Below are 15,629 nucleotides of genomic sequence, written 5' to 3'. Positions count from 1 at the left end.
AATCCACTCGCCGAATGGCTGCGGAACCGGCCCACTTGACTTACAAACCCATCCGCGTCGAAATGCGCGGTGTCAAGAGCCGACTGATCAACGATACAGGAAGAAGGCTGAGAAGACGATGACGATCGCGCCGACCCCTGTCGGGCCGCGCGGAGCGGGGTATACAAGAGGCATGACCTCCGTCGACGCGATCGTCATCGGCTCCGGACCGAACGGGCTGGCCGCCGCCGTGACGCTGGCCAGGGCCGGCCTGAGCGTGCACGTCTACGAGCGCAACGCGACGACCGGCGGCGGGATGCGGACGGAGGAGGTCACCCTCCCCGGCTTCCGCCACGACATCTGCTCCGCGGTGCACCCGCTGGCGTTCGCATCCGGGTTCTTCCAGCGGTTCGGGCTGGCCGACCGGGTCCCTTTCATCACGCCGACGGCCTCCTACGGCCACCCGCTGCCGGGCGGGGAGGTCGCCGTCGCCTACCGCGACATCGAACGCACCGCGGAGGCCCTCGGCGCCGATGGGCCGGCCTGGCGCGCGCTGCTCGGCCCGCTGGCCCGCGAGGCGGACGCGGTGGCCCAGTTCACGGGATCGAACCTGCTTCAGCTCCCCCGGCATCCCGTCGTCGCCGCACGGTTCGGCCTCGCCGCCCTCTCGCAGGGCGGTCCGTGGTGGAACCTGCCGTTCCGCACGGAGAAGCCGGGAGCGCTGCTGACCGGGGTGATCGCACACACCACCCTCCCGCTGCCGAATCTCGCCGGCGCCGCTGCCGGGCTCGCGCTCGCGACGTACGCGCACGGCCGGGGCTGGCCCATCCCGGTCGGCGGTTCGCAGTCGATCGCCGACGCGCTGGTCGACGACCTGCGCGCGCACGGCGGGGAGGTCGTCACCGGCGCAGAGGTCCAGTCCCTCGGCGAGCTCCCCGACTCCAGGGTGGTGCTGTTCGACACGCACGTCGCCATCGCGGCCCGGCTCGGCGAGGACCGCCTCCCCGCCGACTACCTGCGCAAGGTCGCGGCCTTCCGCGACGGGAACGGCGTCTTCAAGATCGACTTCGCACTCTCGGGCCCCGTGCCGTGGGCCAACCCCGAGCTGCTCGAGACCGCGACCGTGCACCTCGGCGGCGAACGCTCCGCCATCGCCCGCTCCGAACGTGTCGTCGCCGCGGGCCGCGAGAGCGACGACCCGTACGTCCTCGTCTCGCAGCCCACGCTGTTCGATGCCGGCCGGGCTCCCGCCGGCAAGCACGTGCTCTGGGCGTACACGCACGTTCCCCGCGGATCGACCTCCGACCGCTCCGAGGCCGTCATCGCGCAGATCGAGCGCTTCGCCCCCGGGTTCCGCGACCTGATCCTCGCGACGGCCACCAAGACCGCGCATCAGATGGAGGCCTACAACCCGAGCTACATCGGCGGGGACATCTCGTCGGGCATGCCGAACCTGTCCCAACTCGTGATGCGACCGGTGCTGTCGACGGATCCCTGGCGGATGCCCGGCCGCGGGCTCTACCTCGCGTCGTCGTCCACCGTTCCGGGCCCCGGCGTCCACGGGCTGGCCGGGTACTACGCGGCACGCAGCGCACTGCGTCACGAGTTCGGCGTCACCCGGATGCCGTCCCTCGCCCCCGAGCGCTCCGCGTCGAGCGCCTCTCCGAGCCCCTCGATCCAGGAAGAGGTCGCCTGATGTCCGTCAATGTGCGCCGGTTCGCCTGCACCCCGGAGGAGGTCTTCACCGCGCTCGCCGACCCCTGGGTCTTCCCGACCTGGGTGGTGGGAGCGTCCCGGATGCGCGGAGCGGACGGGCACTTCCCCGAGCCGGGGTCGCGCCTCCACCACTCGATCGGCATCTGGCCGCTCGTGCTGAACGACGAGACAACGGTCGAGGTCTGGGACCCGCCGCGGCGCTTCCAGCTCGAGGCGAAGACGCGGCCCGTGGGGACCGAGCGCGTCGTGATCGAGGTGCGCCCGCGCGGCCGCGGCTGCGTGGTGCGCATGGAGGAGGAGGCGATCACCGGCCTCGCCGCCCGCATCCCCCGCCTGATCGCCGAGCCGATCCTCTGGATCCGCAACCGCGAGGCACTGCGTCGACTGGAGTGGGTGGCTCGGGGCATCAGCCGGCAGAAGGCGAAGGCGGTAGCGGAGGCGTAACCTCCACGACACACGCGGTGGCTAGCATCGAGCCCATGATCACGAGTGTCTCCGTCGAGCCCGCCCGCTCGCCCGGTGTGGAGGAGCTGCTGCGGTTGAGCGACGAGTTCACGTTCGCGCTCTACCCGGCCGAGAGCTGCTACCTGCTCGATGTCTCCGAACTGGAACGGCCGACGGTCACCGTGTTCGTCGGACGCGATGAGGCCGGACGGGCGCTGGGCATGGCCGCCCTGGTCGACAACGGCGACGGCACCGCCGAGCTCAAGCGGATGTTCGTGCACCCCGACGCGCGTGGCCGTGGTCTGGCCGCCGGCCTGCTCCGGGCGGTGGAGGCCCAGGCGGCCGTTGCCGGCATCCCGGTGCTGCGGTTGGAGACAGGCCCGCTCCAGCACGCCGCCATCGCCCTCTACGAGAGCCGCGGCTACGCCCGCATCCCGAACTTCGGCGACTACGTCGGCGATCCGCACTCGGTCTGCTACGCCAAGGCGCTCGTCGCCGCCTGACGGCGAGCCGCCCTAGCCGCGCACCGCGGCGCCCCGGCCCGTCACCTTCTTCTTCAAGAAGATCAGCGGCAGCAGCCAGCCGCCGAGCGCCGTGACGATCCAGACCACCAGAGCGGCGAGCACCCAGGTAACGAAGTCGTCCACCCGGATCCCGCCGGGGAAGAGGGATGCGATGATCAGCGCGATCAGAGTCGAGACCAGGCCGATGCCTCCCAGAACGGCCGACGCGTACTTGCGGGCGAGGTTGAAGATGAAAGGCGCCAAAATGCTCTGCGCCGCGGCGAAGACCACAACGGCGATGAGGAGGCCCTCCCAGTCCAGATGGAAGCCGGGGAGGAGCCACGACGCGACCAGGAGGCCGAGCGCAGCGGTGACCACGAAGATGGCCGCACGGATCAGGAATCTCACCATGGACGAAGGGTAGCGGCCTCCCCGCGGCTTGAGAACGGTCCTGGTGCGGCCTCGATGCTCCCGCTAACCTGTCTCCACCGTCGAGAGAGGCCTCCTGTGACCGATACGAAGCCCACCCTCCGCTCCTGGACCATCGCGCTGCTCGTCCTCGGCTCGGCGCTGGTGCTCATCGGTGGCGGGATGGTCGCCGGAGCCTTCGCCGTCACCGCTCTCTCCGCGGGGCGCAGCGGCTCGTGCGACTCCGCCGGGGTCGCCGACCAAGTGCTCCCGAGCGTGGTGACGATCGCGGTCGCCGGCGAGCGGGGCACCAGCAACGGCAGCGGCGAGATCATCACCGACGACGGCTACATCCTGACCAACAACCACGTGATCGCCGACGCGGCGTCCGGCGCGAAGCTCACGGTGCGGTTCAGCGACGGGCACGCGCTGCCCGCGACGCTCACCGGTCGCGATCCGAAGACCGACCTCGCGGTGGTCAAGGTGACGGACGACGAACCGCTCCCTGTCATCGGCACCGGCGACTCCGGCTCGCTGGTCGTGGGCCAGCCGGTGGTCGCGCTCGGCGCGCCGCTCGGACTCTCCAGCACCGTGACCGCGGGCATCGTCAGCGCGCTCGGCCGCACCGTCCCGGTCCCGAGCGACGACGACAGGAACGCGGTGCTCGCCGGCGCGATCCAGACCGACGCGTCCATCAACCCGGGCAACTCCGGAGGTGCGCTCGTCGACTGCCGCGGCCGCCTGATCGGCATCAACACCGCCATCGCGACCGTGCCGGGCTCGGGAGGCCAGGCCAGCACCGGCAGCGTCGGCATCGGCTTCGCGGTGCCCGAGTCACTCGCCCTGCCGATCGCGGACGAGCTGATCGCGCACGGCCAGGTCTCGCATCCGTCCGCCGGCCTGACCGTCGTGCCGATCCCGCCGGCCGCCGCCGCCGCGTTCGGGGTGACCGACGGCCTGTTCGTGCAGTCGATCGCCTCGGGCGGACCGGCGCAGCAGGCGGGCCTCGGGGTGGGCGACGTGATCACGTCGGTGAACGGGCACCCCGCGTCGAACATCGACGTGCTCACCGCGATCCAGGTGACCAGCAAGCCGGGCGACGAGGTGAAGGTCGAGTACCTCCGCAACGGCGCCTCGCAGACGACCACAGTGACGCTCGAGTAGCGCGGCGCCTGCGCTGCCCCCTCAGCTACCGCGAATGCGGCGCGAGAGCTCGGCGGCGGCCTCCCGAACACGGGCGGCGAGCGCGTCCCACTCGGCGGGCGGCACGTTCTCGCGGGGGAAGGTGACCGCGATGCCGGCGGCCGGCCAGCCGGCGTGGTCGCGCACCGACACCGCGACGGACGCGAAGCCGGGCGTGACGTCGCCGTCCTCGGTCGCGTACCCGCGCTCCCTGGCCTCCACGACCAGTCGGCGCAGCTCGGCGTAGGAGTGCGGGCCGGCTCCGGTGCGGTCCTCGAACGCGTCGGCATCAGGGTAGAGGGCGCGCAATTGCCCGGGCGGCAGGGAGGCGAGCAGAGCGCGGCCGCTCGCCGTGAGATGCGCGGGAAGCCGCACGCCGACGTCGGTGACCAGCCGAGGCCGGCGCGGCGCCCGCTCCTCCACGATGTAGACGACGTCGCGGCCGTGCAGCACCGCGACGTGCCCGGACTCGCCGAGCGCGTCCACCAGCGCGGCGACGATCGGGCGGCCGAGCCGGCTCAACGGCTGCTGGCGCGAGAACCCGCTCGACAGCTCGTAGGCCGCGACGCCCAGGCCGTAGCGGCGCGCCTCGGGGAAGTGCAGGACGAAGCCGTGCTCGGCCAGCACGGTGAGCAGGTGGTACACGGTCGAGCGCGGGAGGCCGAGGGAGGTCGCGATGGCGGCGGCCGGCACCGGCCCGCGCTGGGTGGCCAGGAAGGCGAGGATCCGCAGGGTGTTGTCCGCGGCCGGGACCTTGCTCACGACGCCTCCCGTTGTGCTCTTCGCGAGCCTTTCGACTCGCTTGCCGCCGAGCCCGAGTCTGGTATCCCGGACACCGAAGAGCCTAACCCCCGGGCGCGGAGAAGGCGCCCCGGCGCATGATCGAAGCATGTCCGCCCTCACCACCGGTTCCACCCCCGCAACCACCCATCCCGGCGACGACACCACGACCGTCACCGTCGGCGCGCGCCCCCTCACCATCTCCGAGGTCGTCGCCGTCGCCCGCCACGACGCTCCTGTGCGCCTCGACGCCGCAGCCCTGGAGGCCGTCGAGGCCTCCCGCGCGATCATCGAGGCCCTCGCCGACGACGTCGAGCCGCACTACGGGATCTCCACGGGCTTCGGCGCGCTCGCGACCACCTTCATCCCGGAGGAGCGCCGGGCCCAGCTGCAGGCCTCCCTGGTGCGCTCGCACGCCGCCGGCTCCGGTCCCGAGGTCGAGCGGGAGGTCGTGCGTGCGCTCATGCTGCTGCGCCTGGCGACGCTTGTGACCGGACGCACCGGCGCCCAGCGACGCACCGTCGAGACGTACGCCGCGCTGCTCAACGCCGGCATCACGCCGATCGTGCGCGAGTACGGCTCGCTCGGGTGCTCTGGCGACCTCGCTCCGCTCGCGCACTGCGCGCTCGCGGCCATGGGCGAAGGACAGGTGCGGGTCGACGGACGCCTCGTGGAGGCCGCCGACGCGCTCGCCGAGGCGGGCATCGAGCCGGTCGTGCTGGCCGAGAAGGAGGGGCTCGCCCTCATCAACGGCACCGACGGCATGCTCGGGATGCTGGCCCTCGCCCTGGACGACCTCGACACCCTCCTCGCCACCGCCGACATCACCGCGGCGATGAGCGTGGAGGCTCTGCTCGGCACCGACGCCGTCTTCGCCGCCGACCTCCAGCAGCTGCGCCCCCAGGCCGGCCAGGCGGTCTCGGCCGCCAACCTCCGCGCACTGCTGGCCGAGTCCCCCCTCGTCGCGAGCCACAAGGGACCGGAGTGCACGCGCGTGCAGGACGCCTACTCGCTGCGCTGCGCACCCCAGGTGCACGGCGGCGCGCGCGACACCGTCGCCCACGCGACCACCGTCGCCGAGCGGGAGCTCGCGTCGGCCATCGACAACCCGGTGCTCACGCCCGACGGCCGGGTCGAGTCCAACGGCAACTTCCACGGCGCGCCCGTGGCCTACGTGCTCGACTTCCTCGCGATCGTCGTCGCCGACGTCGCGAGCATGTCGGAGCGCCGCACCGACCGGTTCCTCGACAAGGCGCGCAACCAGGGTCTCCCGCCCTTCCTCGCCCACGAGGTCGGCGTCGACTCCGGGCTGATGATCGCCCAGTACACGGCCGCGGGCATCGTGTCGGAGCTCAAGCGGCTCGCCGCCCCGGCATCGGCCGACAGCATCCCCTCGTCGGCCATGCAGGAGGACCACGTCTCGATGGGCTGGGCGGCCGCGCGCAAGCTGCGCCGAGCCATCGACGGCCTCGGCCGGGTGCTCGCGATCGAGTTGATGACGGCCGCGCGCGGCGCCGAGCTGCGCGCCCCGCTGCAGCAGGGGCCGGCCACCGGCGCGGTGACCGCGGCGCTGCGCGCGACCGTGCCCGGCGCCGGCCCCGACCGTTATCTCTCCCCCGAGATCGAGGCCGCCGTCGCCTTCGTCGCCTCCGGCGCCGCTCGCGCCGCGGCCTCCACCGTCACCCCTCTCCACTAAGAAGCTGAAAGGACCACACCCGATGCAGGGATCACGACCCGTGCGGGCGCCGCGCGGCACCGAGCTCAGCGCCAAGAGCTGGCAGACCGAGGCACCGCTGCGCATGCTGATGAACAACCTCGACCCGGAGGTCGCGGAGCGTCCGGACGACTTGGTCGTCTACGGCGGCACCGGCCGGGCGGCGCGGAGCTGGGAGGCCTTCGACGCGATCGTCGCCACCCTCCGCGACCTGGAGGCCGACGAGACGCTGCTGGTGCAATCCGGCAAGCCGGTCGGCGTGTTCCGCACGCACGAGTGGGCGCCGCGGGTGCTGATCGCCAACTCCAACCTCGTCGGCGACTGGGCGACCTGGCCCGAGTTCCGCCGGCTGGAGGCGCTCGGACTGACCATGTACGGCCAGATGACCGCCGGCTCCTGGATCTACATCGGGTCGCAGGGCATCCTGCAGGGCACCTACGAGACCTTCGCCGCGATCGCAGACAAGTTCGCCGCCCGGCAGGGCGGGACTGACCAACAGGGTGGCGGGTCGCTGGCCGGCACGCTCACCCTCACCGGCGGCTGCGGCGGCATGGGGGGCGCGCAGCCGCTCGCCGTCACACTCAACGGCGGCGCCGTGCTGATCGTGGACGTCGACCGCACGCGCCTCCAGCGTCGCGTCGACCACGGCTACCTGGACGAGCTCGCGGACTACCTCGACGACGCGATCGCGCGCGTGACGGCCGCGAAGGACGAGCGGCGGCCGCTCTCGGTCGGGCTGGTCGGCAACGCTGCCACGGTCTTCCCGGAGCTGCTGCGCCGCGGCGTCCCGATCGACATCGTGACCGACCAGACCAGCGCGCACGACCCGCTCAGCTACCTGCCCGAAGACGTCACCGTCGAGGAGTGGCACGACCGTGCCGCCGCCGACCCGGAGGCGTTCACGATCGCGGCACGACTGTCGATGGCCAAGCAGGTGGAGGCCATGGTCGGCTTCCTCGACGCCGGTGCAGAGGTCTTCGACTACGGCAACTCCATCCGCACGGAGGCGCAGCTCGGCGGCTACGACCGGGCGTTCGCGTTCCCCGGCTTCGTGCCGGCGTACATCCGCCCGCAGTTCGAGGAGGGCCGCGGCCCGTTCCGCTGGGCGGCGCTCTCGGGCGACCCGGCCGACATCGCCGCGACCGACCGCGCCATCCTCGAGCTGTTCCCCGACGACCACAAGCTGCGCCGCTGGATCACCCAGGCCGGCGAGAAGGTGCACTTCGAGGGCCTCCCCGCCCGCATCTGCTGGCTCGGCTACAAGGAGCGGCACCTCGCCGGGCTGAAGTTCAACGAGATGGTCGCCTCCGGCGAGCTCTCGGCCCCGATCGTGATCGGGCGCGACCACCTGGACTCGGGCTCGGTGGCCTCCCCGTATCGCGAGACCGAGGCGATGAAGGACGGCTCGGACGCGATCGCCGACTGGCCGCTGCTCAACGCACTGCTGAACACCGCCTCCGGAGCGACCTGGGTGTCCCTCCACCACGGCGGCGGCGTCGGAATCGGCCGCAGCATCCACGCCGGCCAGGTGGTGGTCGCCGACGGCACCCCGCTCGCCGCCCAGAAGATCGAGCGCGTGCTGACCAACGACCCCGGCACCGGCGTCATGCGGCACGTGGATGCCGGGTACGAGCACGCGGCTGAGGTGGCCCGCGAGCGCGGGCTGCGCATCCCCATGCAGGAGCCGGCCGCCTCGGAGGCGTCGTTCTGATGCCGCGCGCGACGCTGCTGACCGGGATCGGCGAGCTCGTCACCTTCGACCCGTCGCACGAGGGGCCGCTCGGCGTCGTCCGCGATGCCGCGCTGCTCGAGGTCGACGGGCGCGTCGAGTGGACCGGCGCCGCCTCGGCGGCGCGGCGCGCGGACGTCGACGAGATCATCGACGTCGGCGGAGCGGCCGTGATCCCCGGCTTCGTCGACAGCCACACGCACCTCGTCTTCGGTGGCGACCGCTCCGCCGAGTTCGAGGCGCGCATGGCCGGTCGGCCGTATTCCGCGGGCGGCATACGGAGCACGGTCGCCGCCACGCGCGAGGCCTCGGAGGACACCCTCCGCGCCCGGTTGGCGCACCTCGTCACCGAGCTCCGTGCGCAGGGCACGACCACGTTCGAGATCAAGAGCGGCTACGGCTTGACCGTCCGCGACGAGGAGCGCATCCTGCGCCTGGCTCGGGTGGTGACCCCCGAGACGACATTCCTGGGAGCGCATGTCGTCCCGGCGGAGTACGCGGACCGCGCGGACGACTATGTCGACCTCGTCACCGGCGCCATGCTCGACGCGTGCGCCCCGCACGCGCGATGGATCGACGTGTTCTGCGAGACCGGCGCCTTCACCGTGGAGCAGTCCCGCCGCATCCTCACCGCCGGAGCCGAACGCGGACTCGGGGTGCGGGTGCACGCCAGTCAGCTCGGACCGGGCGACGGCGTCGCGCTCGCGGTCGAGCTGGACGCCGCGAGCGTGGACCACGGCACGTACCTCACCGATACCGACGTCGACCTGCTGGCGGCCTCCCGAACCGTTGCGACGCTCCTGCCCGGGGTCGAGTTCTCGACCAGGCACCCCTACCCAGACGCCCGCCGCCTGATCGACGCCGGCGTGCGCGTAGCGCTCGCGAGCGACTGCAACCCGGGCTCGTCGTTCACGTCGTCGATGCCGTTCTGCATCGCCGTCGCGGTGCGCGACATGGGCATGACGGTGCCGGAGGCCCTGCGTGCCGCCACCCTCGGCGGCGCGGAGGCGCTGCGCCGTGACGACGTCGGCCACCTGCGCCGCGGGGCGCGCGCCGACTACGCCGTTCTCGACGCCCCGTCGTACGTGCACCTCGCCTACCGCCCCGGCGTCCCGCTCGTCGTGCGGACGCACGTGGCCTGAGCTCGGCGCTAGGCTAGCCTGGAGTGTGACATTTCAGAGGAGTGAGCCGTGACCGACACCGAAGCCCGCCGACCACGCGCGCGCAGTCTCGCGCTGTACCTGACGATCGCGGTGCTGGCGACCTCCGCGATGTTCGGGGCGGTTCTGATCGTCGTCGGAGACCAGGCGAACATCGCCGGTCGTGCGTGGCTGACGCTCCTGCTCGTCGGGGCGTTCGCCGGAGCCGTCGCGCTGGACGCGACGGCGTCGAACGGGCCCAACCGCTGGTACCTCCCGGCGTCGACCATCACGAACGCCGCCCTGGTCGCGGTCGGGCTGCTGAAGCTGTGGAACGGCGTCCTCCAGCCCGACGACACCGCGGACGCCCGAGTCTGGGCGGTGCAGTTCTGGCGCTTCGCCGGCGTCGTGGTGCTTGCCCGCATGGCGCTGCTGCTGACCCAGGTGTACGGACTCCGCTTCGTTACGCGGGCCTCCTCGCGCGTGTCGTCGGTCGGCGGAGTCGTGACGCTCGCGCTCGTCTGGGCGACCGCGCTGGTGCTCGCTCTCCCGGCGATCCTCCCGGCGGCGAGTTGGCCGGACTGGTGGTGGCGGCTGGCGGCGGCGACCACCCTCGTGGCGACGGTGGCGGCGGTGATCCCGCTGATCGTGCGGGCGTTCGAGGCGAAGCCGGCTGCGGGTGTAAGCCAGCCGCCGGGCCCGCAGCTGCGGACATATCCGCCGTACCCCTTCCCGGATGCGGGGATGTACGCGCACCCTCAGCCGACCGCCGCTCCGCCCGCGATGAACGCGCCTCCGCCCGCCGCCTCCGGCTTCCCGCCCCCGCAGTAGCCCCGCCGAATCAGCGCGACATCAGCCCCGCCGCAGCCTCCAGCACCAGCAGAGCGGCGAGGCGCACGGTTCGCTGGTCGTCGGTGTCGGCGGTGGCGTCGACCTCCGCGATGTCGATCGAGCGAACCAGGGGGGAGGCGCCCGCGAGCCGGGCGAAGCGGCGCAGCTCCCACGCGGCGAGGCCGCCGGGCAGGGAGGCCGGGCAACCGGGCGCGACCGACCGGTCGCAGACGTCGACGTCGAGGTCGACGTGGACCGGGCCACCCCCGGCCCCGGCGACCTCCAGGGCCTCGGTCATCACGTCGTTGAGCGGTCGTCCGTGCAGCGTGTCGCGCGGCACCACAGTGATGCCGAGCTCCTCGGCGCGCGCGGCGTAGGCGGCCGAGTTCGCGAAGTCGGCGATGCCGATCTGCACGATCCGGCGCCCGTCGAGCCCGGCCTCGACCAGGCGGCGCACCGGCGAGCCGTTGGAGACGCCGTCGCGCAGATCGTGGTGGGCGTCGAGGGTGATGAGCCCGGCGGTCGGGAGCTCCTCACCCCACGCGCCGAGCGCGGCGGGAACGGTCAGCGAGTTGTCCCCGCCGACGGCGACCGTCAGGCGCGAACTTTCCGCAGCCTCCCGAACCGCTGCGATGGCTCGCTGCTCACCGTCGGCGCCGTCCGGCTCCGCCACGTCGCCGGCGTCGGCGAAACGCAGTGCCTCGACCTCCAGGCCAGGGACATGCAACGAATAGCGTCGCAGCGCGTCGCGCACAGCCGCCGGCGTGGCGTGCGCACCCGTCGGCGACAGGGAGGTGCGCCAGGTCGGGAGGCCGACCAGCGTGAGATCGACGGCCTCCCCGACAGGAAGCGAGGCGAGCGCCGGCCAGGAGCCGGCTCGTGGCCAGAGCGGATCGACGGAGAGTGCACCGGTGGAGAGGCTCATACCCGCGACGCTAGCAACGCGCTCACGTCGCGGCGCGCCGGCAAGCCACGGGCCCGTCTGGTATCCCGGACACTCGCCCGAGGGGACGAGCGCCCGGTGTCAGCTCAGAGCTGATGACCGCCGGCCGGCCTGGTGAACACGGGAGGCTCGGGAGACTCGGCGTCCGGTCCGCCGTCGCCGCCGGCGGGACCGGCACCGTCGCCGCCGCCCTTGGCCGCCCGGCGGGCGACCCGTCGTTCTCGGGCGCCCTCTACCAGGTTGTAGAGCGTCGGCAGCACCACGAGCGTCAGCACGGTCGACGACAGCAGACCGCCGATGACCACGATCGCGAGCGGCTGCGAGATGAATCCGCCGTGGCCGGTCAGGCCGATCGCCATCGGCGTGAGCGCAGCGATGGTCGCCAGCGCGGTCATCAGGATGGGCCGGAGACGTCGGGACGCACCGTGGGCGACCGCTTCGACCACCGAGAGACCCCTGGCCCGGTACTGGTTGACCAGGTCGATGAGCACGATCGCATTCGTCACGACGATGCCGATCAGCATCAGCACGCCGATGAGGGAGGCCACACCGAGCGGGATGCCCGAGGCGAGCTGCAGGAGGATCGCGCCGGTCGCCGCGAACGGCACCGAGACGAGCAGCAGCAGCGGCTGCCGAAGCGAGCGGAAGGTCGCCACCATCACGATATAGACGATCAGGATGGCCGCCAGCAGCGCGAGGCCCAGCTGCCCGAACGCACTCGACTGGCTCGAGGAGACACCCCCGATCTTGGCGGTTGCACCGGCGGGCAGGTCGGCCGTGTCGAGCGCCTTGGTGACCTCCTGGTTCGCCGTGGTGAGATTGTCGCCGGGTGTCGCCGTCACCGTGGAGGTGCGCAGGCCGCGCTGGATGGTGACCGTCGACGGGCCCTTGGCCTCGGCGACGGTCGCGATCGAGCTCAGCGGCACGACACCGGTGGCAGTCGGGATCGGCAGCTGGGAGAGCCCGGCGACCGTGGTCGGCGGGTTGTCGGTCTGCAGGTAGATGTTGAGGGTCGAGTTGTCGATCGCGACGCTGCCGATCTGCGTCGGCTGCATCGTCTGCGACACGATCGTGCCCACGGCGACCTCGCTGAGGCCGACCTGCGCCGCCTTCGTACGGTCGACGGTCACGGCGACATACGGCAGCGAGGCGCTCAGGTTGTCGGTGACCTGGCTGAGCGACTTCTGCTTCTTCAGCTCGGCGACGACCGAATCGGTCGCCTTCTGGAGGTCGGCGTTGCTGCTCGCTGTGATGTCCACCTCGATGTCCGTCGACCCGCCGAAGCCGCTCGACGCGGACAGTTGGATGTCGCCTGCGCCGGTGATGCCGTCGATCTCGTTCTGGATCGTCGTCTGCAGTTTGTCTTGGTCGGCGTTCGGGTCGGTCGTGATCGAGAAGGTCGTCGCGCCGCCTCCGCCCGTGAACGCGTCGCGCAGCGACGAGCCGCTGGAGCCGATCGACACCTGGACCGTCTTGACGCCCTTGGTGTCGAGCAGCTTCTGCTCGACCTGCTTGGCCGCGTCGTCCTTGGCCTGCAGGCTCGCACCCGGCTCGAGCTTCTGCGTGACGGTCAGCGAGTTCTGGCCGCTGGAGCCGAGGAAGTTGGTCTTCAGGAGCGGGAAGGCCGCGAAGGTCAGCACCAGCACCACCAGGGCTGCGACGATCGTCGTCCACGAGTGCTTGAGCGTCCAGTGGATGATCGGCAGGTAGCCGCGCTGCAGAAGCGACGGGTGCTCGAGCTCGTCGTGGCCCGACGCGATCGCGTCCGCGACCGACAGGTGCGCGGCCTCGTCGTCGTGCTCGCCGCCCTCGTGCTTACGCGCCTTGGGCGCGCGCAGGAACCAGTAGGCCAGCACCGGCACGATCGTCAACGCCACGAGCAGCGAGGACAGCAGCGCGATGGTGACGGTGAGCGCGAACGGACGGAACAGCTCGCCCGTGACGTCGCCCACGAACGCCAGCGGGAGGAACACGGCGACCGTGGTGATGGTCGAGGCCGTGATCGCACCGGCTACCTCGCGCACCGCGCGCACGATGGTGACGGCTCTGTCCATTCCGGGCACGAGTTGTCGTTTGATGTTCTCGATGACGACGATCGAGTCGTCGACGACGCGGCCGATCGCGATCGTGAGGGCGCCGAGCGTGATGATGTTGAGCGTGTAGCCGCTCGTCCACATCACGATGAACGTGATGAGCACGCTGGTCGGGATCGAGATGACGGTGACCAGGGTCGCGCGCACCGAGAGCAGGAACACCAGGATGACGATGACCGCCATCGCCAAGCCGAGGAGGCCCTCCTCGGCGAGCGAGTTGATGGACTGGGTGATGAACGGCGCCTGGTCGAAGACCACGGTGATCTTCGCACCGTTGCCGAGCTTGGTCTCGAGGTCGGGGATGAGCGAGGAGACGCCGTGCGAGACCTCCACGGTGTTGGCCGACGGGAGCTTGGTCACCGCGATGGTCAGCGCCGGCTTGCCGTCGACGCGCGACAGCGACGTCACCGGGTCGTCGGTCTGGACGACGGTGGCGACGTCGCCGATCGTGACCGGGGTGGCGGCGGCCGCCTGGGCCGCGGCCGCCTGGGCCGCGGCTGCCTGAGCAGCGCCGGCCTGAGCCGCCGCCCCCTGCTGACTCGCCGAGGCACCGGCACCGGCGCCTGCGCCGGTCGCCGCCGACGTCGTCTTGACGACCGGCAGCGACGCGATGCCGGCCACCGACGTCAGCTGCGATCCCGACTGGATCGTGAGCGTCTTGCCGTCCTCCGTGAGCGACCCGCCGGGAAGGAGCACGCCGTTCTGCTGCAGCGAGGTCTTGATCGCCGAGCTGCTGACGCCTGCGGCGGCCAGCTTGGCCGGGTCGGGCGTGATCGTGATGCGCCGGCCGACCTCGCCGACGAGCTGGGCGTCGTTGACGCCGGTCACGTTCTTGATGTCGGGCAGGGCGAGCTTCGTGATGTCGTCGCCGAGCGTGCGCTGATCCGCGTCTCCGGTGACCGCCAGCTGGATGACGGGGAGGTCGTCGATGGATCCCGAGAGCACCTGCGGGTCCACTCCGGAGGGCAGCGTCGACTTGATCCGGTTGATGGCCTGGTCGATCTTCTGCTCCGCCGTCGCCAGGTCGGTGCCGTAGGTGAACTTCACCGTGATGATCGACTGGTTCGTGCTGCTGACCGCCGAGGTCGAGTCGAGGTCGGGCACGCCCTGGATCGCGGCCTCCACCGGGGTGCTGACGTCGTGGTTGACCACCTCGGGCGAGGCACCGGGGTAGGAGGACAGCACGACGAGCTGCGGGAAGGAGATCGACGGAGCGAGCTCCTGCTTGAGGTTCGTCAGAGCGATGCCGCCGAAGACGGCGGCGACGATCGTGACGAGTGCGATCAGAGCGCGGTTCCTCATGCTGAGGACAGCGAGATAGTGCACGGAGGATCCCCTCGGCGGAAGTGAGTGCAGGTCAGGCGGCGGCGATGACGCTGCAAAAGTCTCTCATTGCAGGCTGTGCAGATTCCTCATGCCGTAGTACCACTTCGCCCGGCCAGGATCCCGCGGATCACGGTGGTCAGCAGCGCTTCCAGGCTCTCGCGGAAGTCCACCCGGAAGCGGGCGAGCTCGGGGTCGAGGCGGTACGCGTCCGCCATCCCCGGCGAGAGCCGGCAGGTCGACCAGATGCCGCCGATCCCGAGCGTGACGGTGCCGACGAAGACGAGCACATCCGCCGGTTCGTCACCGATCCACGGGGAGGCCAGGGTGCCGAGACGGGCTACATGGGCCAGCAACGCGCGCTTGTAGTCACGCGCGACAGGGCCGGAGATGTTGTGCTCGAGGATGCCGGGAGCGGCGGCGCACAGCTCGGCGAACACCGGGCGCTCGGCCGCGGAGTCTGCAACAGCGCCGGCGAGCACCTCGGGAGTCCGCGCGGTGATCGCGGCGAGCCGCGCCTCGAGCGCGTCGAGCCACGCGGCGAACTCGCGACCGTAGAGCTCCAGCAGCACGGCCTCCCGCGACTCGAAGTAGCGGAGCACGTTCGACTTCGCGAGGCCGACGCGCCGGGCCAGCTCAGTGAGGCTGAGGTCGGCCACGCGGGTGTCGGCCAGCAGCTCCGCGGCGGCCGCGAGGATGTCCTCCTTGCGCTGCGCGCGCTGCTCCTCGCTGCGCGCCCGGCTGAACGTCGCCTGGGACATGAGCCTCCCTCTTGCTAACAGACCGTCGGTCTATTAGCGTGATCACTAACAGACCATCGGTTCATTATTTCACGACCTGCGGAG

The 15,629-nt window shown here is 71.6% G+C and carries 13 protein-coding genes; 8 read left to right on the top strand and 5 right to left on the bottom strand.

Annotated features, from left to right (window positions below):
• The first annotated feature begins 172 nt into the window (after nucleotides 1-172).
• From ASF88_RS00765 to ASF88_RS00755, 3 genes are read left to right on the top strand one after another with little or no spacing between them, the layout of a single operon-like run.
• Nucleotides 173-1,675 (top strand): phytoene desaturase family protein, encoded by a 1,503-nt coding sequence (locus ASF88_RS00765; RefSeq protein WP_055912909.1) that lies wholly within the window; start codon nucleotides 173-175, stop codon nucleotides 1,673-1,675.
• Nucleotides 1,675-2,139: an SRPBCC family protein gene (locus tag ASF88_RS00760; RefSeq protein ID WP_055912906.1), complete on the top strand. Its 465-nt coding sequence runs from the start codon at nucleotides 1,675-1,677 to the stop codon at nucleotides 2,137-2,139. The genes ASF88_RS00765 and ASF88_RS00760 overlap by 1 nt, the downstream gene beginning before the upstream one ends.
• Nucleotides 2,140-2,174: 35 nt before the next feature.
• The gene (locus tag ASF88_RS00755; protein ID WP_055912904.1) at nucleotides 2,175-2,642 is read left to right on the top strand and encodes a GNAT family N-acetyltransferase; all 468 of its coding nucleotides are present in this window, start codon (nucleotides 2,175-2,177) and stop codon (nucleotides 2,640-2,642) included.
• Nucleotides 2,643-2,654: 12 nt separating this feature from the next.
• On the opposite strand, the gene ASF88_RS00750 is transcribed toward ASF88_RS00755, so the two are convergent.
• Nucleotides 2,655-3,053, bottom strand: coding sequence for a phage holin family protein (locus ASF88_RS00750; RefSeq protein WP_055912901.1), 399 nt, complete (start codon nucleotides 3,051-3,053; stop codon nucleotides 2,655-2,657).
• Between the two features lie 96 nt (nucleotides 3,054-3,149).
• Between ASF88_RS00750 and ASF88_RS00745 the strand changes: the two genes are divergently transcribed.
• Entirely contained in the window at nucleotides 3,150-4,214 is a 1,065-nt protein-coding gene (locus ASF88_RS00745) for a S1C family serine protease (protein WP_055912899.1), read from the top strand.
• 21 nt (nucleotides 4,215-4,235) lie between these two features.
• Here ASF88_RS00745 and ASF88_RS00740 read toward each other — a convergent pair whose 3' ends face one another.
• A complete protein-coding gene (locus tag ASF88_RS00740) occupies nucleotides 4,236-4,994 on the bottom strand; it encodes an IclR family transcriptional regulator (RefSeq protein ID WP_055912893.1) in 759 nt (252 codons plus the stop codon).
• 127 nt (nucleotides 4,995-5,121) lie between these two features.
• Here ASF88_RS00740 and hutH point away from each other — a divergent pair, with 127 nt between their 5' ends.
• Genes hutH through ASF88_RS00720 form a run of 4 tightly spaced genes read left to right on the top strand, consistent with a single transcriptional unit; the run spans nucleotide 5,122 to nucleotide 10,425 of the window.
• Nucleotides 5,122-6,708, top strand: coding sequence for a histidine ammonia-lyase (gene hutH / locus ASF88_RS00735; RefSeq protein WP_055912890.1), 1,587 nt, complete (start codon nucleotides 5,122-5,124; stop codon nucleotides 6,706-6,708).
• A gap of 22 nt (nucleotides 6,709-6,730) precedes the next feature.
• Complete coding sequence (locus tag ASF88_RS00730; RefSeq protein WP_055912887.1) at nucleotides 6,731-8,437, top strand: urocanate hydratase; 1,707 nt, start codon at nucleotides 6,731-6,733, stop codon at nucleotides 8,435-8,437.
• Entirely contained in the window at nucleotides 8,437-9,597 is a 1,161-nt protein-coding gene (gene hutI / locus ASF88_RS00725; protein ID WP_055912884.1) for an imidazolonepropionase, read from the top strand. The genes ASF88_RS00730 and hutI overlap by 1 nt, the downstream gene beginning before the upstream one ends.
• 48 nt (nucleotides 9,598-9,645) lie before the next feature.
• Complete coding sequence (locus ASF88_RS00720; RefSeq protein WP_055912881.1) at nucleotides 9,646-10,425, top strand: hypothetical protein; 780 nt, start codon at nucleotides 9,646-9,648, stop codon at nucleotides 10,423-10,425.
• A 10-nt stretch (nucleotides 10,426-10,435) separates the two neighbouring features.
• Here the strand turns inward: ASF88_RS00720 and ASF88_RS00715 are convergent, their stop codons facing one another.
• The 3 genes from ASF88_RS00715 to ASF88_RS00705 all read right to left on the bottom strand — a co-directional run bounded on the left by ASF88_RS00715 (nucleotide 10,436) and on the right by ASF88_RS00705 (nucleotide 15,545).
• Nucleotides 10,436-11,350, bottom strand: a complete 915-nt coding sequence (locus tag ASF88_RS00715) for an arginase family protein (protein WP_055912878.1) — start codon at nucleotides 11,348-11,350, stop codon at nucleotides 10,436-10,438.
• Between the two features lie 104 nt (nucleotides 11,351-11,454).
• A complete protein-coding gene (locus ASF88_RS00710) occupies nucleotides 11,455-14,787 on the bottom strand; it encodes an efflux RND transporter permease subunit (RefSeq protein ID WP_055912875.1) in 3,333 nt (1,110 codons plus the stop codon).
• A gap of 86 nt (nucleotides 14,788-14,873) precedes the next feature.
• Nucleotides 14,874-15,545: a TetR/AcrR family transcriptional regulator gene (locus ASF88_RS00705; protein ID WP_055912871.1), complete on the bottom strand. Its 672-nt coding sequence runs from the start codon at nucleotides 15,543-15,545 to the stop codon at nucleotides 14,874-14,876.
• Nucleotides 15,546-15,629: the final 84 nt, after the last annotated feature.

Origin of the sequence: Leifsonia sp. Leaf336 (assembly GCF_001423695.1) — a bacterium.
Taxonomy (GTDB): Bacteria; Actinomycetota; Actinomycetes; order Actinomycetales; family Microbacteriaceae; genus Leifsonia.
This window is presented reverse-complemented; position numbering and strand designations above follow the sequence as displayed.

What these genes read in the sequence shown, in the direction of transcription:
- ASF88_RS00765 (WP_055912909.1), top strand. Translation starts at nt 173, where the DNA reads ATGACCTCCGTCGACGCGATCGTCATCGGCTCCGGACCGAACGGGCTG.
- ASF88_RS00750 (WP_055912901.1), bottom strand. Translation starts at nt 3,053, where the DNA reads ATGGTGAGATTCCTGATCCGTGCGGCCATCTTCGTGGTCACCGCTGCG.
- ASF88_RS00755 (WP_055912904.1), top strand. Translation starts at nt 2,175, where the DNA reads ATGATCACGAGTGTCTCCGTCGAGCCCGCCCGCTCGCCCGGTGTGGAG.
- ASF88_RS00730 (WP_055912887.1), top strand. Translation starts at nt 6,731, where the DNA reads ATGCAGGGATCACGACCCGTGCGGGCGCCGCGCGGCACCGAGCTCAGC.
- hutI (WP_055912884.1), top strand. Translation starts at nt 8,437, where the DNA reads ATGCCGCGCGCGACGCTGCTGACCGGGATCGGCGAGCTCGTCACCTTC.
- ASF88_RS00760 (WP_055912906.1), top strand. Translation starts at nt 1,675, where the DNA reads ATGTCCGTCAATGTGCGCCGGTTCGCCTGCACCCCGGAGGAGGTCTTC.
- hutH (WP_055912890.1), top strand. Translation starts at nt 5,122, where the DNA reads ATGTCCGCCCTCACCACCGGTTCCACCCCCGCAACCACCCATCCCGGC.
- ASF88_RS00715 (WP_055912878.1), bottom strand. Translation starts at nt 11,350, where the DNA reads ATGAGCCTCTCCACCGGTGCACTCTCCGTCGATCCGCTCTGGCCACGA.
- ASF88_RS00705 (WP_055912871.1), bottom strand. Translation starts at nt 15,545, where the DNA reads ATGTCCCAGGCGACGTTCAGCCGGGCGCGCAGCGAGGAGCAGCGCGCG.